Here is a 22377-nt window from a genome sequence, read left to right as displayed (position 1 = left end):
CCATGCCTGCGGGAACACAGAACATGTCTGGCTAACCAGATGGGAGGCACTGTGAGTGCAAATCACGACGGCACGAACCTGCTTGAGGTTCGTGGCCTCACCAAGATATTCGGCACGCTGACGGCGTGCGATCATATCGATCTCGACATCGCCAGGGGTGAGATCCACGCCCTGCTTGGCGAAAACGGCGCCGGCAAGTCGACGCTGGTCAAGATGCTGTTCGGTTCGCTGGAGCCCAATGCCGGCGAGATCTTCTGGAACGGGCAGGCCGTCAGGATTTCCAGCCCCGGCGTCGCGAAAAAACTCGGCATCGGTATGGTATTCCAGCACTTCTCGCTGTTCGAGGCGCTGACCGCGGCCGAAAACATTGCCCTGTCGCTGGACGACGGCTCGCCGATCAACAGCATCGCTGCGAAGGCGAGGGCGCTTTCCTTCAGCTACGGCCTGCCGCTCGATCCTGAATCGCTGGTCGGCGACCTGTCGGTAGGCGAACGCCAACGCATCGAAATCATCCGTTGCCTGTTGCAAACGCCTCAGCTCATCATCCTGGACGAGCCGACCTCGGTGCTGACGCCGCAGGAAGCCGACAAGCTGTTCGAGACGCTGGAGCGCCTGCGTTCGGAAGGCAAATCCATCCTCTACATTTCGCACCGGCTCGAAGAGGTCAAACGCATCTGCGACCGCGCCACCGTGCTGCGTCACGGCAAGGTCGTCGGCCATTGCAACCCGCGCGAGGAAACCGCCTCTTCGCTGGCCCGCATGATGGTCGGCAACGAGGTGCAGGCCGTGGTGCGCGCGCCGGTCGAGGGGATCGCCACGGCGCAGCCGCTGCTCGAGATTCGCAACCTCAGCCGCAAGCCGGCAACACCGTTCTCGATCCCGCTCAAGGGCATCAACCTGAACGTCCGGGCGGGCGAGGTGATCGGCATCGCTGGCGTCGCCGGCAACGGCCAGGGCGAGTTCTTCGAATCCGTCTCAGGCGAAGTGCCGCAGCAGGATGCATCCTCGGTGCGCATTCGCGGTAAGGACGCAGGCGGCCTCACCATCACCGGGCGCCGACTGCTGGGCGCTGCCTTCGTGCCGGAGGAGCGCCTCGGCCACGGTGCGGCACCGCGCATGAAGCTTTCCGAAAACCTGCTGCTGTCGCGCCATGCCACCGACGGCAAGGCGTTCGTCGGTTCCGGCGGGATGGTGAAGAGCGGTGCCATCCAAGCCGCGTCCCAACGCATCATCGAGGCGATGGATGTACGCAAGAGTGCGCCGGATCCGGAGGCCGCGGCCCTTTCGGGCGGCAATCTGCAGAAATTCATCGTCGGCCGTGAACTCGACCGCCGGCCAAGCGTCATGGTGGTGAACCAGCCGACCTGGGGCGTGGATGCGGGCGCTGCCGCTCATATCCGCCAGGCCTTGATCGAGTTGTCGCGCAGCGGATCGGCGGTGCTGGTGATCAGCCAGGATCTCGACGAGCTGTTCGAGATATCGGATGCGATCGCGGTCATGCACAATGGCGAGCTGTCGAAACCTATGCCGATCGCCGAGGCAACCTTCGAAAAGGTAGGTTTGCTGATGGGCGGCGCCGAACCAGGCCACGCCGAACACTCGCTGGAGACGGCATGATGCGCCTCGAACTCGTCAAACGCCCGCAGCGTTCCATACTGTTTTCGGCCCTGTCGCCGTTCATCGCCTTCGCGCTGACCATCATTGCCGGCGCCGTCATGTTCGCGCTGCTCGGCGTCAATCCGCTGACCGCGTTCAATATCTATTTTATCGAGCCGATCAGCCAGGTCTGGCAGCTACATGAGCTGGCGATCAAGGCAGCGCCGCTCATCCTGATCGCCGTCGGCCTGTCGGTCTGCTACAAGGCCAACATCTGGAACATCGGCGCCGAAGGCCAGTTCATCCTCGGCGGCATTGCCGGTTCGATGATTCCCGTGCTGTTTCCGCAGTTCGAAGGTCCGCTGGTGCTGCCGCTGATGCTGTTGCTCGGCATGGTCGGCGGCGCGGCCTATGCCGCGATCCCGGCTCTGCTCAAGACTCGCTTCGGCACCAACGAAATCCTGACCAGCCTGATGCTGGTCTACGTCGCGCAGCTCTTCCTTGATTGGCTGGTGCGCGGACCCTGGCGCGATCCGCAGGGCCATGGTTTCCCGCAGACCATCCAGTTCAACGATTCGGCCGTGTTGCCGGAGCTGATGCCGGATGCCGGACGGGCAAACTGGGGTTTTGTCTTCGCATTGGTCGCCGCGGTGCTGGTCTGGATCCTGATGAGCCGCATGCTGAAAGGTTTTGAGGTGCGCGTGCTGGGCTCAAGCCCGCGGGCAGGGCGCTTCGCCGGCTTCGGCCTCAACCGCATGGTCTTTTTTGCTTTCCTGCTGTCAGGCGCTCTGGCGGGTCTCGCCGGCATCTCCGAGGTCTCGGGCGCTATCGGGCAACTGCAGCCTGTCATTTCGCCCGGCTATGGCTTCACCGCCATCATCGTGGCTTTCCTTGGCCGCCTCAACCCGCTCGGCATCGTTGCCGCCGGTCTGGTGCTGGCGCTGACCTATCTCGGCGGCGAAGCGGTGCAGAGCGCGCTCGGCATCTCCGACAAGGTGGCGCGGGTGTTCCAGGGCATGCTGCTGTTCTTCGTGCTCGGCTGCGACACGCTCATCCACTACCGCATTCGCCTGGTCGGCCTGGCGCTGACCAAGCCGGAAGGTGCCGCGAAACTCGAAGCCGCGCCAAAGCTGAAGGAAGCCCGTTGATGGACATCACCGTAAACATCCTTCTGACCATCGCCACGGCGGCAACGCCCCTGTTGATCGCGGCAATCGGCGAACTGGTGGTCGAGCGCTCCGGCGTGCTCAATCTCGGCGTCGAGGGCATGATGATCATGGGCGCTGTCGGCGGATTCGGCGCGACCTATCTCACCGGCTCGCCCTGGATCGGCCTTTTGGCGGCAATCGCCATGGGCGCGGTGTTCTCGCTGCTGTTTGCCGTCATGACGCTGTCGCTGGCCACCAACCAGGTGGCGACCGGCCTGTCACTGACGCTGCTCGGCCTTGGCCTGTCCGGCATGATGGGCACCAGCTTTGTCGGCCAACCCGGCGAAAGGCTGCCCAACCTCTACATTCCCGGTCTGACGGAAATGCCTGTCGTCGGCAGGCTGCTGTTCGGTCAGGACCCGATCTTCTACATTTCGATCGCGCTCACCGCGGCCGTCATGTGGTTCCTGTTCAAGACAAGGACCGGACTGACGCTGCGCTCGATCGGCGACAGCCACACCTCGGCCCATGCGCTTGGCATCCAGGTCATCCGCTATCGCTATCTCGCGGTGATCTTCGGCGGCGCCTGTGCCGGGCTTGCCGGCGGCCATCTGTCGCTGGTCTACACGCCGCAATGGGTCGAGAACATGAGCGCCGGCCGCGGCTGGATCGCGCTGGCGCTAGTGGTGTTCGCCTCCTGGCGGCCATGGCGGGTGCTGGCCGGCGCCTACATCTTCGGCGCGGTGTGGATCGGCCAGCTTCATGCACAGGCTTTTGGTATTCCAGTGCCTTCACAGTTCCTTTCTTCGCTGCCCTATCTGGCAACCATCGTGGTTCTCGTTCTAATCTCGCGCAACAAGCGTCTGACGATGATGAACACGCCGGCTTCCTTGGGGCAGCCATTCGTTCCGGATCGTTGACAATAAAAAAACGGGAAGCTCCAAGGCTTAACTCAGAGAGGTAACACAATGAAAAAACTGCTTATTGTCCTGATGACCACGACCGCCGCCATGTCGCTGGCAGTGACGGCGGAAGCTGCGGACAAGCTGAAGGCATGCTGGGTCTACACCGGCCCGATCGGCGACTTCGGCTACTCCTACCAGCACGACCAGGGCCGTCTCGATGTGGAGAAGGCGCTCGGTGACAAGGTCGAAACAGCCTATCTCGAAAACGTCTCGGAAGGTCCCGACGCCGACCGCGCTTTCGAGCGCCTGGCGCGCGAAGGCTGCAAGCTCATCTTCGGCACCTCCTTCGGCTTCATGGACCCGGAAGTGAAGGTCGCCAAGAAATTTCCCAAGGTGATGTTCGAGCACGCCACCGGCTACAAGACATCGGACAATCTTGGCATCTACAATGCCCGCTTCTATGAAGGCCGCTACATTCTCGGCCAGATCGCCGCCAAGGAATCGAAGGCCGGCGTGGCCGGCTACATCGTTTCCTTCCCGATCCCGGAAGTGGTGATGGGCATCAACTCCTTCATGCTCGGCGCCCAGTCGATCAACCCGAACTTCAAGGCAAAGATCGTCTGGGTGAATACATGGTTCGATCCGGGCAAAGAAGCCGACGCCGCCAAGGCGCTGTTCGACCAGGGGGCCGACATCATCGTCCAGCACACCGATTCGACTGCTGCCCTGCAAGTGGCCGAAGAGCGGGGCCTGAAGGGCTTTGGCCAGTCTTCGGACATGATCAAGTTCGCGCCCAAGGCGCAGCTGACTTCGATCACCGATGATTGGGGTCCCTATTACATCAGCCGGGTCCAGGCAGCCCTCGACGGCACGTGGAAGCCTGGCAATGTCTGGCTCGGCATCAAGGACGGTGCCGTCAAGATGTCCGCTTACACCAACATGCCCGACGACGTGAAAGCGATGGCGCAGGCCACCGAAAAGAAGATCGTCGACGGCTGGAACCCCTTCACGGGACCGATCGCCAAGCAGGACGGCACGCCGTGGCTGAAGGACGGCGAAGTCGCCGACGACGGCACGCTGCTCGGCATGAATTTTTATGTGAAGGGCGTCGACGACAAGCTGCCGAAATAACCAGCGCGAGACATGAGACGGAGGGGCGCCGCGAGGCGCCCTTCTTCATTCGGCGGGCTGTTCGCCGGCAGAGGGGCGATGAAACCGCGTTCGTCCGGCATCGACCACACGGCCGAGCCAGAACCTGAGCAACCGCTGTACCGGTCGTTCGCAGGTGCGCCAGATCGCCCACGAAATGAAAAGCATGAGCACGACGCAACCAAGGGCGGCAATCCATTTGCCGACAAGGGGCGTTGCCGCATTGATGGCGAGATAGCCGATCTCCTGATGCAGCAGATAGAGCGGATAGGTCAGCCCGCCCAGCGCCAGGGTGAGCGCCGATGCCCTCACACGGTGGCGCAGCAGCACCGCGCCGATCAGGGCCGCGTGCATGACGGCGTTGGCGAGGACAAGATTGGCCGAAGAGACGGCAATGCCGTAGTGGCCGAGCATCCAGCGCTGCGTCACCGACAGCGTTCCGCAGGAGATCAGGAACGCGGCGGCGAGCAGTAGCAGGGCCGGCACAGAACGGCCATGCGAATGGATGTGGTGGACCAGCACGCCGGCGGCGAAGAACGGGCCGAACTCGGTGAGGAACAGCAGCCTGGCTCCGCCGCTGCCGATGAAGAACTCGTTCAAGGCCGAGATCGCCAGCCAGATGAAGATCAGCTCCAGCTTGCGTTTCTGGAAGAGCCCGGTGAACAGGGCCAGCGTGATCCATCCGTAGAACACCAGTTCAAGCACGATCGACCAGTAGACGCCGTCCATGAAGGGTTGGCCGAAGGCCGGCGCGAACATCGACAGGTTGGCGACGTACTGGCTGAAAGAGGCTGGAAGCAACGGCGTGCCGGCAAGGGTGAGAACTGCGAAGGTGATCGTCATGCAGAACAGAAAACCCGGATAGAGGCGAACGAACCGCGCGATCGCAAACTGATCCCAGCTCCGGTTTTCCGCCGACCAGGCAATGACGAAACCGCTGATCAGGAAGAACAGATTGACGCCGAGATAGCCGTAGAGGGCGAACGGTGCGGCAAGCGGATAGCCCTGCGCGAGGTAGCCTTCGGCGGCCGCGCCGCGAAAGAAATAGTGAAAGAACACGACGGCAAGTGCTGCCGCCAGCCTGAGCAGGTCCAGCGTCGCGATGTAATTTTGTTCCGCAGATCTGGTGTTCATCCGCATTTCCCCGCATCTCCGGTCCGCAAACCATAGAGCGGATCGCGGCTGAGCGGGTTAAAAGGCTGAACTATCGCCAGATGTAGTAAATACGGCCCTCAGACCGCCGAACCATAAAGGTCATAGGCGTCGGCGCGGTCGATCTTGACGGTGACGATATCGCCCTGGCGCAAAGGGCGGCGCGATTGGATATGCACCGAGCCATCGATCTCGGGCGCGTCGTATTTGGTGCGGCCCTTTGCCGACGTGCCATGCGCCTCGTCGATCAGCACCGGCAGGCGCTTGCCGACCTTCTTGGCCAGCTGCGTTGCCGAAATCTTCTGCTGGCGCTGCATGAAACGGTGCCAGCGCGCCTCCTTGATCTCCTGGGGAACCTGTTCGAGACCGAGATCGTTGGAGCGGGCGCCGCGGACCGGCTCGTATTTGAAGCAGCCGGCGCGATCGATCTTGGCCTCGTCGAGCCAGTCGAGCAGCATCTCGAAATCGTCGTCCGTCTCGCCGGGAAAGCCGACGATGAAGGTCGAGCGGATGGCCAGATCCGGGCAGACCTCACGCCAGCCGCGAATGCGCTCGAGCGTCTTTTCGCCGTGTGCCGGCCGGCGCATGTTCTTCAACACCTGCGGCGAAGCGTGCTGGAAGGGGATATCCAGGTAAGGGAGGATCTTGCCCTCTGCCATCAGCGGGACGACGTCGGCGACATGCGGGTAGGGGTAGACATAGTGCATGCGCACCCAGATGCCGAGCTTGCCGAGTTCCTCGGACAGATCGAGGAATTTTGCGCGCACCTCACGGTCGCCGAACATCGACGTCTGGTACTTGATGTCGATGCCGTAGGCGCTGGTGTCCTGTGAGATCACCAGAAGTTCCTTGACCCCGGCCTTGGCCAGTTTCTCGGCCTCGCGCAGCACATCGGCCGCCGGCCGCGAGACGAGGTCGCCACGCAGTGCCGGAATGATGCAGAAGGTACAGCGGTTGTTGCAGCCTTCGGAAATTTTCAGATAGGCGTAGTGGCGCGGCGTCAGCTTGACACCCTGCGGCGGCAAAAGATCGACATAAGGGTCGTGCGAAGGCGGCGCGGCCTCATGCACGGCAGCCATCACGCTCTCATAGGCCTGCGGCCCGGTGATCGCCAGTACATTGGGGTGCTTTTCGCGAATGACGTCCGGCTCGGCGCCCAGGCAACCGGTGACGATCACCCGGCCGTTTTCCGAAAGCGCGGAGCCGATGGCGTTGAGCGACTCGTCGCGAGCGGAATCGAGAAAGCCGCAAGTGTTGACGACGACAAGGTCGGCGCCGTCATGCTTGCGGGCGATTTCGTAACCTTCGGCGCGCAGGCGCGTGATGATGCGCTCCGAATCCACAAGGGCCTTCGGGCATCCAAGACTGACAAAACTCACGCGTGGAGCGGACATAGAGCGTTTCCGGGCTTTTCAGGATTGCCGGCGCAGTACCACACTTATTGCGGCATTGGTATGGGCACGCCCGCGATGCGGCAAAACGCACGGCGGTCTTGCTTCCACGGCGTGAAGACGCCGATGTCCGCCAGCCTCAGCCGACCGCACCGTTTACATGCGGCCAGACCTCCACCGCGCCACGATAGATCATGTCCACAGCCACATAGAAAATGATCAGCAGGCCGACATAGGCAATCCAGCGGTGGCGATGCAGCAGCTTGGCAATGAAAGTCGCGGCCAGCCCCATCAGGGCGATCGACAACACCAGGCCGATGATCAGCACCGGAAAATGGTCACGCGCCGCTCCAGCCACCGCCAGCACGTTGTCGAGCGACATCGACACATCGGCGACGACAATCTGCAAGGCAGCCTGGCCAAGGGTCTTGCGCTTCGTCTTGCCGGCGACCGCCTGGTCGTTGTTGAGGTCCGAATTCGACAGTGCCTCGGTCGCTTCCAATTCATCGGCATGGGACGTACGCAACTCGCGATACATCTTCCAGCAGACCCACAGCAGCAGGATGCCGCCGGCGAGCAGCAGGCCGACGATCGCCAGCAGCTTGACGGTAATTGCGGCAAACCCAATGCGCAGCACCGTTGCCGCCACCACGCCGAGAAGAATCGCCTTCTTGCGTTGTTCGGCAGGCAGGCCGGCCGCGGCGAGGCCGATGACGATCGCATTGTCGCCAGCCAGCACGAGGTCGATGGCGATGACCTGGAGCAGGGCGGTCAGACTGGCAGCGCTGAAAAAAATGTCCATCGACAGGAAGCCCTTGCTGATTTTGCCGAGTGTTCGTCGATTATCCAGAGGCCCTAACTTGGTGGTCCCCTGGCGTCAAGGGATCACGCGGGGCTGCATCACCGAAGCAGCGTTGCGTCAAGCCGGATCAGGCTTTGCGGCACTCGCCGGCAGCCGGGCAAAACCATGGCCGATCACAAATCAATCGTAGAGATTGTACTTTGCCCAGTCGGCTTCTGGAATCTCGTCCCCGATCCGGTAACGGAGCTGCAGAACTTCCATATGGTCCGGCGCGGTCTGGCACTTGAATTTCAGCCGGTACCACTGCCCCTTGCTGCGAAACGCAGCACCCGAGCTCTTGATTGCATCGGCGCCCATCTCGGGCGTGGCGAAGGCGTAGGCGACGACGCGATCGGCTTTGAACTTGCGATCGTCATGGGTGATGCGGTCGAGCACTTCGGCGTCGCAACGCTGTTCAAGACGGGTTTGGGGATCGAGTTTCATCAGACCGGCGCGCAATGCATTGTCCATTGCGCTGGCTGGAAAACTCAGTGTCACTGACGCCAAGGCGGTCATGCAGAGCTTCTTCATGGGCGGGACAACCAACATATTTTGTCGGAGAAATCAACCGAGCGAACCGCCTCGGACGCCGCGGGAATCTTCAATCATATGGCCGGTGCGTTCAAAATTGCGTGTCGGGATTCGTCGTGCGATGCCTGCGGCCAACGGACCAAAGACGCACGGCCGGCATCGGTGAGATCGTAAAGGCCGCGGTCGACGCGCGCGAACCAGCCATAGACATTGTGCTGCAGGATTTTCGGCGCGATCGGCGTCACCGCCTTCAGATCTCGCGGCCGCCTGGGTCCGTCCGCCATGGCGGCAGCGCAGGCGAGGGCGCTTTGGCGATAGGCCGTCATGATCGGATTGCGCGATCCTCCTCCGGCAACCGGATCGCCGCGACGGCGCTGGTGCTCGTCGACCAGACGAGAGCGCCGGCGGGCATTCTTGCGCGGCGCCAGCGCGATCGGGCTGAGAAGCACCTCGACCCGGTCCGTCGCGGTCACACCGAGCAGGCCGAAGCCAAGACGGCGGCAGAGATTGCGGAACCTGGCGTCGCTTTCGCGGCCTTTGCCGCGGGCCGACATGCGCGCGGCCAGCCAGACCTCGTCGCAGGCCGCCGCACGATCGACACCTTGCAGCACCAGTTCGAGATTGAACTGCAGCTTCAACTCGCAGATGACGACAACCGGCGGCTCCCCCTCGCGCAATGCAACAACATCGCAGCCGCCGATCTCGCCTTTGACGACGTAGTCGAGGCTTTCGAGGAACCGCTTCACCGGCGCATAGAGAGACGTCTCATTCATGCCTTGAAGGTTAGCCGATTCGACGCGAAAAGCCTTCCCGTGGTTCGGCGTTTCACGGCCCGAAAGCGGATCGGGTGGATACCGCACCGTCGGGCCAGCTGTCAGGCTTCGGTGTTCGGCACTGCCCGGTTCGGCAGCTTCCTGCGGCGCAGGAGGGGATAGCCGATCTGACCGAAATAGGTGGAAGGGATCGGATCGTCGACGCCGTACTTTTCCGGCACCTTGTCGCCGGTGGGATTGTAGGTGCCGAACAGCATGTCGAGGAAAGGCAACTGCCCGGCGAAGTTCTTGTCATAGGCTTCGCGCTGGTTGGCATGGTGCCAGCGATGGAACTGCGGGCTGGCGATCAGCCACTTCAAAGGGCCGAACGGAATCCGCACGTTTGAATGCACAAGCAGCGTGTGTCCAAGGTAGATGGTCGAAAAGACGGCGATCGAGGCTTCCGAGAAGCCGAGGAAAAAGATCGGCGTCAGCGATATCGCCTTTGTGACGATGGCGTCGACGGGGTGATTGTGGAAGGCCCCGAGCCAGTCGAGTTCCTCAATGCCGTGGTGAACGGCATGGAACTTCCAAAGCGCGGGGATTTTGTGGAAGGCCCGATGTGTCCAGTAGACGCCGATATCGGTAATCACGATGATTTCGGCAACCTGCAGCCAGACGGGCTGGCCGCTGACGGCCTGCGTTATCGCCGGCGGGACAAGGAGCGCAGCGGCACCGAGCGCGCCTGCCGCCATCATGACGATGGCCAGCTTTATGATGAAGCCGTTGAACAGCAGATAGATCAGATCGACAGCGAAGCCCTTGCGGAAGATCTTCTGCGGCCGCTCGGCAAAAAGATGTTCGAACGGAATGAAGATCAGCGCGCAGATCAACAGTGCCTTGATGCCGAAGATATCCATCGATTCGCCTCTGCTGCCGGCGCGCCGCCTGCTCCCTCGAGAAGAAACATATCTCCCTTTCCAAAGGCTAAAGGCTCTGTAAGGGCGCTGACGCACGGAACGTGGAAGCAATGTCGCCGAACGCAACGGCTCGGAGCAATGGGACCGTCGAACGCGGTTCTTTGACACGGCTCGAACCGTTCGTGTCCTAGCCGTCAAGACCCCAAAGATCCGGGTTGCGTTTGAAATACTCAATCAGCATCTCGGTGAGGACGCGCACTTTCCGCGTAGGATGCTGCCCCGGCGGGCGTACGACATACGCAGCTCCCGGAGGTACCGGATAGCGTGTCATGATCGGGACCAGCGCGCCGGAGGCCACATGTTCATGTGTAATGCAATCGGGGAGCCAGGCGATGCCGAGACCCGCCGCCGCCGCCGCGGCAAGCGCCGTGGCGCTGTCGGCCTTGAATCTTCCCTGCGGCTGGACCGTAACAATCTTGCCGCCATCCATGAACTGCCAGGCTTCCGTTCCCTGCATGAGGGCCTGATGGGTGACGAGTTCGTCCGGAGTCTCGGGTGACGCGTGCGCTTTGATGTAGTCCGGGCTCGCGACAAGCTTTCCATGGATAGGCCCGACGCGCTTCGCGATCAGGTTGGAGTCCTGAAGGTAGGCGCCCCGGATCGCGCAATCGAAACCCTCTGCGATGAGATCGACGAAGCGATCGCTGTATGAAGTATGGATGTGAAGATTCGGGTGCAGACGCGCCATTTCCGCGAGCACGGGGGCAAAATGGGTCGCGCCGAAAGTAAGCGGCATGGCAACCCTCAGGCGGCCGCGTAGCTCACCGGTGGGGAAGATCGCTTCCCTGGCCGTATCAATCTCGGCGCTGGCTCGGGCCGCATGATCTCTGAAAGTAATTCCCGCCTCCGTGAGCGCGGCGCCGCGGGTCGTTCGTGCAAGAAGCTGGACGCCAAGCTCCGCCTCAACCCGAAAGAGCCGCCGACTGACGATCGACTTGGAGACGCCGAGTCGGCGGGCGGCGGCCGATACGCCCCCGGCATCGGCCACTACGACGAATGTCTGCAGATCTTCGATGTCCAATCGGCGTTCCTCGTTTCGCGACACAGCTTGCCTGAGTATGGCACTATCGCATCACCAAAAGGAACAGCAAATTGCGTTTCGGCAACGTCGCCCGCTGGCGCATGTCTCCCGAAAACCATGCCGTCCAGACGGCAGAGAAAGGAAGTCTTGATGACCCCTCGTAACGGCCTTGCTTCGCTTCTTCGTCCCGAAGATTCGGTACTCGTTCTTATCGACCACCAGCCCTACCAGCTCTCGAACCTGAACAGCCACGATCCGCATGCAGTGGTCAACAACTCAACGGCCTTGGCAAAGGCCGCGAAGGCCTTCGGCGTTCCCACCATCCTGACGAGCGTCGTTGCCGATCGGGGCGGCCTGATCTTCCCCCACATCACCGACGTATTTCCCGGCCAGGAGGTCATCGACCGGACGTTCATCAATACCTGGGAAGACAGGAAGGTCGTGGACGCGGTCAAGGCGACCGGCCGCAAGCAGCTCATCATCGCTGGCCTGTGGACCGAGATCTGCGTCGCCATGCCGGTTATCCAGGCGTTGGGCGAAGGCTGGGACGTCACGGTCATCGCCGACGCCTCGGGCGGCACGTCGGTCGAAGCGCACGAGGTCGCCATCCAGCGCATGATCGCGGCCGGCGCGAACATGATGACCTGGCTGGCGCTGGCCTCGGAATGGCAGCGCGACTGGGCGCGGACTGAGCACGTCGGCGAGCTGACGGAAGTGCTCAAGCAGCACGTCGCTGGCAGCGGCATCGCGTACCTCTGGGAGCAGCAGCTGCTCAACACGCCTGTGCCAAGCACCGCGGGCTGAACTGGGGAAGGTAACGAAAGCTGGAGCGATCCAGCGCCAACAGGCTGGCTGCTTATCGAGCCGCGTCATCCCGCTCCACAACCCGGCCGCCGCCTGAATGCAGGGCGGCCGGTGTCATCAACGATCACTTCCTCCAGCCATTGACCGCGACTGCAGCCGGCGCAACCTGACTATCTATCGCCTCATTGAAAGGACCATGGAGATGTTCGGCGGAGCGCTCCCGAGAGGAAATAACAGTCATCCATCCGAACTTCAAAGTGAGCCTGACGCACCGGGCGCTCTGATCGAGACGATGACTCGCAGTTCGGATATATCGACTTGGAACAGAGGACCTTGCAACCAAGCACGAGGTTGTCATCGCGTCTTAGGTACAAACTGCTACCCATGTCTCCGGGCTGGATAATTCGACGTCTGGCGGAGGAAGTGGGATTCGATTCCTTTCACCGATCCAAGCAACCCAAGGCATCCAAGAATTTATTGTTACACAGCATGTTACGCACCAGCCAGACGGTGCGGCCTGAGCGCGACCCTTCCCGAAAATGATGCTCGTGAACCTATTCACAGGGAGCTTTCCAAGGCGGCATCATGCAGCTTGCTGCGCGACGGGAAGGCTTGCACGCTGATGGCCGGGTGTCCGCGAGTACCACGCAGGTTGAGCTGAACACGCAGGCCCGCGACCAGTCTAACTGGGCTTGGTGCTCCCTAGCTTACAGACCCTAGCCCGCTCCCGAAAGGTGGCGGGCTTTTTTGTGCATTAGCGGAACCTGATATGTTGGGGCAGGGTTGGAAATGCGGCAGCGTCCCCCGCTGCCGGTCGAGGCCCCAAGCCTCGGCCGGGTCCGCCTCTGCCCGCCAGTAGGGGCGGACCCACTGCAAGTTCGTGACAACTCCGGGCCTTCGCGCTGCTAGGGCGGGTCACTGACAGTGGAACAAAATCGCGCTGTGGAAATTCGGTCGTCGCACTGTTCCCATTCAGTGCTTTCCCCCATGAGAACTCCCCGCTGGCCTGACGGCTGGCGGGCTTTTTGTTTGCCCGGAACCGAAAACGATGGAGCAAGTTGGAATGCCATCAGCGTCTCTTCCTTGGAGGCGCTGATGGCCGAGGACTTGGCCGGCTCGATACGGCTTCTACGCGGCGGGCCCTTATCCTTCCGCTGACTTCGGTCGGCAATTCCTGGTGCACCATGCCGTCGACCTCGATACGTAATTCGAATACAATCCGGACACGAGGGTTCTCTCAGTGTGCTTTGTAGCGAGCGGCAGGCAATATGAATCTTCTGGACGTCCCCCCGGAAACCTTTGCAGATTTCAAATCTAGGCAGCGCGATTACGATCCGAGGTCTATCCGGGGCGGTCGCGAACAAGCTACTCGAGGAAATTCTGACCGGCGAAACCGCGGATGAAACCCCGGCGCTGGTTGAGCGTGCCGAGCTCTTGTCCGATTGTTCCACCGACCCGTCGTGGACACCCGGGGCCCTTCGCTTGTCGAGATCGCCGGCTGTGTAGCGCACCCGTCTCCCCCGAGATCGCGGTTTTGCGGCCCGATGCTCGCCCCGGAGTTCCTGGTCTACCCGAAACAAGCGCCGACCGCGTCGCCATGAACAACGGGTGTCGACCACAAGACCGAATCGAGGGTTGCCCAGAACCGAACACCTGGTTCAAACGTTCTGGGACAAGCGATTGCCGACAGCAGCGTGTTGATCAAGCATGAACGATAGCAAGGCAATTTCGAACGCCAACAATCGTCCTGGCGCGACGGCGGCATTTCCATTTGACCGCATGACGGTCGAGCGGTTTCGAAAGACCTTTCCTCGCGCCCGCTGGAACGATGATTTGAAGGCATGGTTCGTTCCGGGCAAAACCGCCGCGCAGCGTTTCAATCGATGGCTCGAACGAGAGCTTTCGCAGACGCAAACGCATGCCGATCTCAAAGGCCGCGACGCCTTTGTCTTTGATCCCATCGTCTCTAAGTATCTTCGGCGCCTTGATGATCATTTGGAAGTGGTGACGCCTTATTCCCGCACCGTCGTTGATGAGATGCGCGAAGTGCCGTTTGCCTCCTGGGATGGCGATCGCCGAGCGTGGACGGTGCCCTACCGATCATATGAAGTCCTGCGTCGGCACTGGAGCCGGATCGAGGAGGCGGCCCGGCGCAACGAACCGGAAGAGCGCAAGAAGCGCCGAGAAGCTAATCGCGGGTCGGAAAAGGAACGAGCCGCGCATGCGCGCGCCAACGAACGCCGACGCCGACGCTATCCGCTCGATTCGGAGAACCTGCCGCCCTTCGGTCGGCCGGTGATGACGTCTGCTTATGGCGTAGTCGTTTTCGTCGGCTGCGATGGCGAGCCGGTCGATCCGAAGATCCTTCGTACCTCTTACGCCGATATACCAATCTCAGCCGACAGTGTTTGGGGACAATGGCGTCCGGCCACACTCGCCGAACTGGTGAAAACGTGGCCCTCGCGTCCCGGCTCCAAGACTAACGACGGGATCTGGAGGCAGCCCACGATCGACGAGTTGCGCGTGGCAAGAAAGGCGGCGGCCAGAATGGAGCAGCGGCGGTCAAGTATGGGCCACTAGGCGCAACTGTTGAGGTCCTGCTCTATCTGGTGCGCCGATGGTGCGCGCCGCGGTAGACAAGACCCTGCAGCGCCTAGCTGCTGCTCAAGAGTTTCGCCGGATCGACCGCGGTCTCCATGACCGGCCGCGCCACTGTGCCGGCTACCGGCCGTGAACCGTGCCGTGACGCGGCCGAAATCGGCAAAGTCGCCTTGGTCCAGACCTCGTCGGGTTTGGACTCGATCCGTGCAAGCACTCGCGATCGGAGAATGCTGTCGGGCATGTCCGAAATATGCGCAAGTTTCGGACAAGGGCGGCACCGTCTGAAGCCTGCTGCAACAACGCCGTCTGAATCACTGACGGAATTCGACCCCTCAAAGTCAGGCTACTCAAGCTCTATCCACGCCGGCGCATGATCGCTCGGCTTCTCCCACCCTCGCGTCTCAACATCCACCCCGGCATCGCGAAGCCGGGGCGACAACGAGGGACTGACGAGCAGATGGTCCATTCGCAGGCCAGAACTCCTGTCATAGCCGCCCCCATAGGAGTGATTCCAATAAGTATAGACCCCCTTTTCCGGATGGATGCGCCTGACCGCATCGATCCAGCCGTCCTCGAGCATCTCGGCATAGGCTTGACGACTCTCGGGAAAGTAAACCGCATCGCCAATCCATCGTCGCGCCACCACGGCATCAATCGGGGTTGGGACGACATTATAGTCGCCGCACAGCACGGTCGGCGCGCCCTTTTGGAGAAGAGCTTGGCCGTAGCTGATCAGACGGTCGAACCAGCGCAGCTTGTAGTCAAACTTGGGACCAGGGGCGGGATTTCCGTTTGGCAGGTAGAGACAGCCGACAACGAGCCCGCCGACCTCAGCCTCGATATAGCGGCTATGGCTGTCGTCAGGGTCGCCGGGAAGCCCGCGTCGACGCTCGATGGGATCGGCTCCGCGAGTCAAAATAGCGACGCCGTTGTAGGATTTCTGGCCATGCCAGATCGCGCCGTAACCGGCGTCGCCGATTGCCTCGGCCGGAAACTTCTCGTCCGAGGTTTTGAGTTCTTGAAGACAGACGACGTCATGGCGCGTCGCTTTGAGCCACGCGAGGAGGACCGGCAGACGACCATTAACACCGTTCACATTGAAGGTGGCGATCCGGATCATCGCTTGCGCGGCCAGCTATTTCTTGAGCTTGTCCTCGACCTTCTTTCGGGTATTACCAACCGATTTCACGGCCGACTTGACCTCGGCCTTGCTGGCTCCAGTCTTGCCCGCCGCATACTTCACTTCATGATCCTGCCCACCAGCGACCTTCGCGCGGTCCTGGCTGCGCCCGCGAGTTGTTTGAGTAGTGGCCATTTTCTTCCTCCAAGGATTGCCCAACAACGCAGCCGGACTCTTCCGGTTCAATTCAACGAGCGCGTGTGGAACAAAGTCCCAGGGCAGAGGATTGAATCGCACCATGTATTCGAGTTCGGCATGTCGGCCGTAGAGGCCGCCCTCAGCAAAAGCGCACAGGGCGCAGGAGGCAGGTTGGAAAAGCGGCAGCGTCCCCGCTGCCAGTTGAGGCCCCAAGCCTAGAGGCGACCCACTGAAGCTCAATTTTGCAGATCAAGGGAACCTGTTTCTGAAATCGAAGTTCAGTTCGTAGCTTGGTTAACAGCCGAGCGGTCTCGAGGCAGAGGCCCGTCATTGCTGATCGGTGGCGGGCCTTCGCCGTGCGCCGATGGAGTTCGGGAGGGCCGCCTCTAGCAAGCACGAAAGTCCAATGCCGAAGCGCAAAGGTCTGACCCGTGAAACAACACAGCCTTTTCGACATTTGGGAATGTGACCGTCGATCATCGTCCCTTCATCGTCGGTTGATTGATTACCCGCAACGGTTCGCTTGCGTGGCGGGCACTCATTCACGGAGGCGCATGCAGCCTGGTGAGATCGTTGCGAACGCGTTTGCAGCGGGGTTGGTCATCGTTCTGGTAGCAGTCGTTTTCCTGCTTTTCCGGGCGCCGCTTTGGCCTGAACGAAACGTCCGGATGGTAATCATCCCGCCCGTCGATCGGATGACCACACCGCCATCAACAAGGCGGGATCCGACCTTCCAACCAAGTTTGATTTGAGCATTGTGCGGCCGAGACCGCTTACCAATGAAGAGACATGAGGGCTGCCCGATTGACACGCAGCCGCCTCCAAGGCAGAGGCTGACAGACTGAACGATTGGCAAAGGGGAAAGATCGATGAAAAAGACCTATCAGAAGCCCGTTTTCACGAAGCGTGAGCGACTGTCGTCGGTGACGGCGTCGCCCAGCTCATCGACAGTCAGTGGCTAGTCCCAGGCCGCAGCACGCCCCGCGCTGCTGGCCGCGGAAGTAAGCTGTATTTTAGTATTCCTGGGCGGTATCTGGCGACGCTGCCCGCTGCCCGCTGCCGAAAGGTGGCGGGCCTTTGTTTGCCGGGAACCGAAAACGATAGAGCAAGTTGGAATGCCATCAGCGTCCCTTCGGTGGAGACGCTGTGGCCGAGGACGTGACGTGAGCCGGCAAATCTGGTGCCACCATGCCGTCAACCTCGATACGCAAATTCGAATACGATCCGGACACCAGGGTTCTATCAGTGTGGTTTGTAGCGAGCGGCAGGCAATATGAATTTCTTGACGTGCCGCCGGAGACCTACGCCGATTTTAAAACTGCCTTTGCCAAGGGCCGCTATTTCAACGATCGCATCCGCAACCATTTCGCGTTCCGGCCCGTGGCAAGCTCCGACTCCAGCGGCTCATGCTGAGGCAGATTGTGCCAAGCGACCTGGCGAAAATCGCGCATGTCGAACTCCTGGCCGCACACCGGACAGGTCATGAAATTGTCGCGCACGTCGGCAGGCTCGCCGCCGTGCTGCTTGCCGGGGACCGGCGGTCCAAGGTCGGATAGCTTCGTCATCGGCTGCCCAGTGCTTTCGCTTCGCGCTCCAGCGTCTCACGGTCGTTGCCGTGCTTTTTGATAAGTTCCCGGACTTCAGGGATGGTAAGCTGGAATTTGCTGGCGAGATAGCCGACCTCGTATTCCTCGTCGCCCGATACGCGGTCGCGGTCACGAAAATCGCGCTTGCTTTTGTCATCTGGCATGGTTGTTCCTCCAGAGAGGAGAACAGCGAAAGTAGCGCCGGGTTCCACGTAAGGACGGGCCTTGTCCCAGAGTTGGCCTGCGCCGGCTTGATTCTGCCTGCACGGGATCCTTCTCAGGAGTCTATCGATCTTGTATGGCGGCCTCGACCAAACGCCGTATCCTGCCGGAACGCTCAATGTTTTGGGCCACCATCTCTTTCGAGCGCTGAATAGCGAGCTCGGCCCGTTCCAGGCGTTGCTTGGCACTGGCGACTTCGGCCGCCATCGCTATTCCCTGGCGTTTCGGGATGTTTGTCATGAGATTGAAACACAGGGAGGATGGAATCGTTCCCTGACGCCGGCCGAAACGGGTGGGGCATGAACACCCAAGTGCCCTGGTGCATTCCTTTGCAACTATTTTAGCCTACTCTAATTTAAATTCGGTCCTGTCCGAGTTCGCGTATGTTGAAGTTCATCCGGCCAATGTTCCCCACGCTTGTCGAGGTGCCGCCGACAGGGGACAACTGGATTCACGAAATCGAGTATGATGGCTACCGGACGCAAGTCATTGTCGAGGACGGCACCGCCCGAACGATCACGCGGAGGGGCTACGACTGGTCATCGACGTACAAGACGATTGTCGAGGCGGCGGCAACCCTTTCCCCCAAGTCGGCAATCATCGACGGTGAGGCAATCGTTCTCAACGAGAAGGGCGTATCGGATTTCCATTGGCTGCGGTCGGCAATGCGATGGGCGCCGGATCGGATCATCTTCGTTGCCTTCGATCTGCTGCACCTTGATGGCACCGATTTGCGCCGCGAACCGTTGTTGGCAGGTCGGGAAAAGCTGCTCGAACTCGTCGGGCCTGCCACAGGCGTGATCCAGTACAGCCACCATGTGCATGGCGGCGGGGCTGATTTCTACGCCGCGGTTGATCGAATGGGCCTAGAGGGCATGGTGTCAAAGCGGGAAGACAGCGTCTATCGCAGCGGTGATACCGAAGTTTGGGTGAAAACCAAATGCTACGAGGAAGTCGACTTTGAGGTTGCCGGCGTGCAGCGCAAACCGGGATCGGCTCCACTCGCCTTGATGGTAACCCGCGATGCGGAACGCCGCTACGTCGGCTCGGCGAATATCGCCCTAACCAAAGCCATGCGAGAACGCCTCTACGCCAAGGTGCAAGAGGGGAAAGGCACGCCACCAAAGGGGGCCGACAAGCCCGCCGCCGAATGGATCAAACCTGGCCTCGTCGGGCGCGTGAAGACCCTTAAGCGCGAGGACAAGCTGCGCCATGCGACTTTGCGGGCGATCCGTGAGGCTAAGCCATGACGCCCGAGCCTCTCAACTCCCCTATGGCAATCGATCCAACTGGCGAACGCGCCGCATTGAAGCTCGTCCGAATGGCCGTGGAGCAGGTCTGCCCTGCCGGCGTGCTGCCATCTGAGGAATGGGTGACAGGTCGCTACGGCCCGGAGCCGATCCATGAGGGTGAGGCGCTGGCTAAGCGATCATTGAGACGGTCGAGCGGCTGACGAACTGGGCCCGGCCATGGTTCCACCAGTCGCGAACCTGCTCTTTCGCAGGAGGAAAATTCTTTCATTAGACGGAACTCAAGTTCGGTTGCGCCCGTTGCTGGGGCCGGAGGGGTGATTCCACAATGAACGGTGTTGCGGTTCTGGTCGTTGAAGACGAGCCAATGATCTTGCTCAACCTTGAAACAGGATTGGAAGAAGCCGGTTTCCGGGTTGTCGGGGTGACAACAGCCGAAGCGGCCATAAAGGCGTTTGACGAAGTGCCGTTTAGCAGCCTGCTTACGGACATACGGCTTGGATCTGGCAAAAATGGCTGGCAGCTAGCCCGGCATCTTAGGCGAGTGAACCCCGCAATCAGCGTGGTTTATATCAGCGGCGACGGTGCTCCCCAATGGAGCGCGGAAGGCGTCCCTGACAGCATCATGATCTCCAAGCCATTCGTGATGGCCCAGGTCATTACGGCCCTGTCCACGCTTCTCAATCAGCAGCATCTAACGCCCAGCGATGGCGCGGCTTAGGTTGAGGAAATAGGAAGCCCGCCGCTGAGGACACAATGCAGCGACGGGCCTTGCACCAGAGCTTGGACTTGAGGAGGGGACATCTCAACCAAGCACATTGCCAACTTCAGTTGCGGATGCTTGTTCCAGCCCTCCGAGAAAGATTTAGCGCTACCCGACGTCTGACGAAGTAGGCCGGTCACTGGACTTCAGGGAAATCAGTGACGGGCCTCTGCTCGGATGTTTCAACGAGGTGTCCTTACACTTGAATGGCAAGCAACTGCCCACGGAGGATGCGGAACAGGCTCCTTGCAGTCTTCTCAGGGCGCGCCGGAGCTGAGTTCGCGATACGGACGGCAAAAGTCAAGCCGCTCGGGAAAGACACAGCTTGGCATACGGCCGCGCGGGCGGCGGAATACAATGCCGACGCGAGAGTCATCGAAGGGATCATCCATCGCCAAAGATCATGACGAACAGCATCGTTAGTCGGTAGAGATAGAGGCCGCTTAAGGTCGCGCAGTTTCCGGCCCATCCTTGCATGCGTTGGCGTCTCGATCAAACACATGCCGGCGCCTCCGAAGAATTTCGTACGATTTTTACCAAGCACCGCCTTGTATGCAAATGATAATGACCGTCGCTGGCTTTGGAGCCATTCTTCAGCACTCAAGGTCAGCGTTATTCAAAGGGCGTTCATATGATTTTCCGCAGCGGCGGCGAGCAACCTATTTTCCCCGAGGAACTGGGCACGCTGAGGATTGTATTCTCGCAGCTTTGTGAGGAACACGAGATTCTAACCACTTCTGGTGAGGCCGGGGAACTCGCCTCAGAGTTGGTCCGACTGTTTCAAACAGGCATCAAAGACGAGACTGTGCTGATGGTCTCGATGCGCGCCAGGTTGAACCACCGGCTGGCCCAGTCCGGTAAAGTAGTGACACGGTGGGGTGGTAAGTTGGGACCACAGCCGTATGGAGGAAAATTATGTTATACCCTGGTCACTGCCTTGGTCCGTGCGAGATTGAAATGTTGTCTCGCATTTGCCGGACTGTGTGCGACGAGAGCAAATTGCCGCTTACTTCGCCCGATGCCGAAAAAGCGGCTTCTCACCTGCTGAAGCTCTTTATGAACGGCCTTACCCGCGAGGAGGAACTGGTTGATGCGGCCAGGAACCGTATGAAATGGCGGCCTCGAGCTCATGGTTTTCAAAAGGCGACGCTGCCGCACTTCCAAGCCGTTAGTCACCCCGACATCAGCCAGGAAGTAGCTTAGCGGATCACGAATGCGGGCAGCTCATTTTTCACGCAGCCCCTGCCAGGGGGGGTGGAAGCGCACAATATAGTCAACTAGGGAGCGCCACTTTTTCAGCTTCGAGGACATGCGGCGGCCTCCAAGACAGGCGGGCGGTGGATAAAAGTCGCTACCCGAGGGAAATTTTGAATCTCCAACGCGCCCCAAAGCGCTGGCTCCGGCAAGTTGTCTTGGAAATATCAAGGAAGTTGAGTTCATCCGGTGGAACACTACTGGGCCAGTTCGATCGCCTACGGCTGGATAGCGCCCACTTCCGTACGACCATTCCAGCTTCGTCTCATTGTGTGACTTTCCGTCCCAACCGGCATACCATGTCTGGCTGCACGAAGGGACGAGCGAATATGGCCTTTACTGTCATCTGGTATGGACGACAGGGCATCGTCGACAAGGAAATGTTCGACGCCGAGAAAACGGCAAAGGATCATGCAATCTCCATGTTTCAGACCCCGGAAGGGCGACGATGGAATCGTGTCCGTTGAAATTCGAAAGGATAACGGCACTGTCGTTTTAGCCATGCGGAAAACTAGACAAAAAAGGAGCAGGCTTATGTCGATCAGCGATGAACTGCAGGAGCTTTGGGACACCTACGTGGCGGCATACCGCGCCGGGGATGCTGCCGGTTGCGCGTCCATATTTACCGATAACGCGGAAATGCATTCTCCGTATGCACCTCCAGCTCGCGGCCGAGCGGCGATAGAGGCGCTGCACGGTGTCTGGACCCAACACGCCACCCCCGACAAGACACTTGCAGTGATCGAGGCAGGAGGCTCCGGAGATCTGGCATGGTCTCTCGCGGCCTACTCGGAAGGGGAGGCGCCCGGAAACGGAACTTCGCTTAGCGTCTTTGAGCACCAAGCTGGCGGAGGTTGGTTGATCCGCATGTGCAGCTTGAACAGCAGCGACCAGGCAGAATGACCGACAAGCCTGCCACAACCTACATCGTCTCAGTTTTTGAGAAGCCGCATTGGCGCACGGTGCTGACCACGAAGGACAAGGCTAAGGCGCTGGCGACGGCAAAGGAGATCGGCGACAAGGTGCGGGTCGAAGAGATCACGCCAAAGCCGAAGAAGCGCTGACGGCGCAGCCGGACAGAATCAGGATTCATGCCTGGCGCGGCCTAAGCAA

Annotated in this window: 24 protein-coding genes; 13 read left to right on the top strand and 11 right to left on the bottom strand. The window is 60.6% G+C overall.

The window, feature by feature from the left end; genetic code table 11:
- Positions 1–39 precede the first annotated feature (39 nt).
- Genes NP945_RS10835 through NP945_RS10820 form a run of 4 tightly spaced genes read left to right on the top strand, consistent with a single transcriptional unit; the run spans position 40 to position 4780 of the window.
- Positions 40–1617 (top strand): ABC transporter ATP-binding protein, encoded by a 1578-nt coding sequence (locus tag NP945_RS10835; RefSeq protein WP_164749014.1) that lies wholly within the window; start codon positions 40–42, stop codon positions 1615–1617.
- Complete coding sequence (locus NP945_RS10830) at positions 1614–2744, top strand: ABC transporter permease (RefSeq protein ID WP_256746337.1); 1131 nt, start codon at positions 1614–1616, stop codon at positions 2742–2744. Before NP945_RS10835 ends, NP945_RS10830 begins: the two co-directional genes overlap by 4 nt.
- A complete protein-coding gene (locus NP945_RS10825) occupies positions 2744–3664 on the top strand; it encodes an ABC transporter permease (RefSeq protein WP_127268999.1) in 921 nt (306 codons plus the stop codon). Before NP945_RS10830 ends, NP945_RS10825 begins: the two co-directional genes overlap by 1 nt.
- 48 nt (positions 3665–3712) lie before the next feature.
- Complete coding sequence (locus NP945_RS10820) at positions 3713–4780, top strand: BMP family ABC transporter substrate-binding protein (RefSeq protein WP_256746336.1); 1068 nt, start codon at positions 3713–3715, stop codon at positions 4778–4780.
- A gap of 45 nt (positions 4781–4825) precedes the next feature.
- Here the strand turns inward: NP945_RS10820 and NP945_RS10815 are convergent, their stop codons facing one another.
- From NP945_RS10815 to NP945_RS10785, 7 genes are all read right to left on the bottom strand, one after another.
- A complete protein-coding gene (locus tag NP945_RS10815) occupies positions 4826–5932 on the bottom strand; it encodes an acyltransferase (RefSeq protein ID WP_256746335.1) in 1107 nt (368 codons plus the stop codon).
- A gap of 98 nt (positions 5933–6030) precedes the next feature.
- Complete coding sequence (gene rimO, locus NP945_RS10810; protein ID WP_256746334.1) at positions 6031–7344, bottom strand: 30S ribosomal protein S12 methylthiotransferase RimO; 1314 nt, start codon at positions 7342–7344, stop codon at positions 6031–6033.
- Positions 7345–7480: 136 nt separating this feature from the next.
- Entirely contained in the window at positions 7481–8143 is a 663-nt protein-coding gene (locus NP945_RS10805; RefSeq protein ID WP_127271063.1) for a TerC family protein, read from the bottom strand.
- Between the two features lie 180 nt (positions 8144–8323).
- Positions 8324–8731 (bottom strand): DUF930 domain-containing protein, encoded by a 408-nt coding sequence (locus NP945_RS10800; RefSeq protein WP_164895712.1) that lies wholly within the window; start codon positions 8729–8731, stop codon positions 8324–8326.
- A gap of 56 nt (positions 8732–8787) precedes the next feature.
- Complete coding sequence (locus NP945_RS10795; RefSeq protein ID WP_127395987.1) at positions 8788–9486, bottom strand: DUF2161 domain-containing phosphodiesterase; 699 nt, start codon at positions 9484–9486, stop codon at positions 8788–8790.
- 101 nt (positions 9487–9587) lie between these two features.
- The gene (locus tag NP945_RS10790) at positions 9588–10385 is read right to left on the bottom strand and encodes a sterol desaturase family protein (protein WP_127380380.1); all 798 of its coding nucleotides are present in this window, start codon (positions 10383–10385) and stop codon (positions 9588–9590) included.
- A gap of 187 nt (positions 10386–10572) precedes the next feature.
- Entirely contained in the window at positions 10573–11466 is an 894-nt protein-coding gene (locus tag NP945_RS10785; protein WP_127328986.1) for a LysR family transcriptional regulator, read from the bottom strand.
- Positions 11467–11616: 150 nt separating this feature from the next.
- Here NP945_RS10785 and NP945_RS10780 point away from each other — a divergent pair, with 150 nt between their 5' ends.
- Both NP945_RS10780 and NP945_RS10775 read left to right on the top strand, forming a co-directional pair.
- Positions 11617–12270, top strand: coding sequence for a hydrolase (locus NP945_RS10780; protein ID WP_127395985.1), 654 nt, complete (start codon positions 11617–11619; stop codon positions 12268–12270).
- Positions 12271–13977: 1707 nt separating this feature from the next.
- On the top strand, positions 13978–14850 hold the full coding sequence (locus NP945_RS10775) for a hypothetical protein (protein WP_256746333.1): 873 nt from the start codon (positions 13978–13980) through the stop codon (positions 14848–14850).
- 364 nt (positions 14851–15214) lie between these two features.
- Here NP945_RS10775 and xth read toward each other — a convergent pair whose 3' ends face one another.
- Together xth and NP945_RS10765 are read right to left on the bottom strand one after the other, a co-directional pair.
- Positions 15215–15991 carry an exodeoxyribonuclease III gene (gene xth / locus NP945_RS10770; protein WP_256746332.1) on the bottom strand — a complete coding sequence of 259 codons (777 nt, stop codon included), beginning with the start codon at positions 15989–15991 and terminating at the stop codon, positions 15215–15217.
- Positions 15992–16006: 15 nt separating this feature from the next.
- Positions 16007–16186: a DUF3606 domain-containing protein gene (locus tag NP945_RS10765; protein ID WP_256746331.1), complete on the bottom strand. Its 180-nt coding sequence runs from the start codon at positions 16184–16186 to the stop codon at positions 16007–16009.
- 1191 nt (positions 16187–17377) lie between these two features.
- Between NP945_RS10765 and NP945_RS10760 the strand changes: the two genes are divergently transcribed.
- Positions 17378–17602, top strand: coding sequence for a KTSC domain-containing protein (locus tag NP945_RS10760; protein WP_256746330.1), 225 nt, complete (start codon positions 17378–17380; stop codon positions 17600–17602).
- On the opposite strand, the gene NP945_RS10755 is transcribed toward NP945_RS10760, so the two are convergent.
- Positions 17527–17754 carry a hypothetical protein gene (locus NP945_RS10755; protein ID WP_256746329.1) on the bottom strand — a complete coding sequence of 76 codons (228 nt, stop codon included), beginning with the start codon at positions 17752–17754 and terminating at the stop codon, positions 17527–17529. The genes NP945_RS10760 and NP945_RS10755 overlap by 76 nt on opposite strands.
- Complete coding sequence (locus NP945_RS10750) at positions 17751–17939, bottom strand: DUF3606 domain-containing protein (RefSeq protein ID WP_127321696.1); 189 nt, start codon at positions 17937–17939, stop codon at positions 17751–17753. The genes NP945_RS10755 and NP945_RS10750 overlap by 4 nt, the downstream gene beginning before the upstream one ends.
- 130 nt (positions 17940–18069) lie before the next feature.
- Between NP945_RS10750 and NP945_RS10745 the strand changes: the two genes are divergently transcribed.
- The 6 genes from NP945_RS10745 (at position 18070) to NP945_RS10720 (ending at position 22328) form a co-directional block, all read left to right on the top strand.
- Positions 18070–18300, top strand: coding sequence for a hypothetical protein (locus NP945_RS10745; RefSeq protein ID WP_256746328.1), 231 nt, complete (start codon positions 18070–18072; stop codon positions 18298–18300).
- A gap of 80 nt (positions 18301–18380) precedes the next feature.
- On the top strand, positions 18381–19247 hold the full coding sequence (locus tag NP945_RS10740) for an ATP-dependent DNA ligase (RefSeq protein WP_256746327.1): 867 nt from the start codon (positions 18381–18383) through the stop codon (positions 19245–19247).
- A gap of 328 nt (positions 19248–19575) precedes the next feature.
- A complete protein-coding gene (locus NP945_RS10735; protein WP_256746326.1) occupies positions 19576–19968 on the top strand; it encodes a response regulator in 393 nt (130 codons plus the stop codon).
- 1041 nt (positions 19969–21009) lie between these two features.
- Positions 21010–21213 carry a hypothetical protein gene (locus tag NP945_RS10730; protein ID WP_256746325.1) on the top strand — a complete coding sequence of 68 codons (204 nt, stop codon included), beginning with the start codon at positions 21010–21012 and terminating at the stop codon, positions 21211–21213.
- A gap of 585 nt (positions 21214–21798) precedes the next feature.
- The gene (locus NP945_RS10725; RefSeq protein ID WP_256746324.1) at positions 21799–22167 is read left to right on the top strand and encodes a nuclear transport factor 2 family protein; all 369 of its coding nucleotides are present in this window, start codon (positions 21799–21801) and stop codon (positions 22165–22167) included.
- Complete coding sequence (locus tag NP945_RS10720) at positions 22164–22328, top strand: hypothetical protein (protein WP_256746323.1); 165 nt, start codon at positions 22164–22166, stop codon at positions 22326–22328. Before NP945_RS10725 ends, NP945_RS10720 begins: the two co-directional genes overlap by 4 nt.
- Positions 22329–22377: the final 49 nt, after the last annotated feature.

The sequence above is a fragment of the Mesorhizobium sp. LMG17149 genome (assembly GCF_024518695.1).
Lineage (GTDB): Bacteria > Pseudomonadota > Alphaproteobacteria > Rhizobiales > Rhizobiaceae > Mesorhizobium.
The sequence above is the reverse complement of the archived record's forward strand: the minus strand, read 5'-3'. Positions and strand labels throughout refer to the sequence as shown.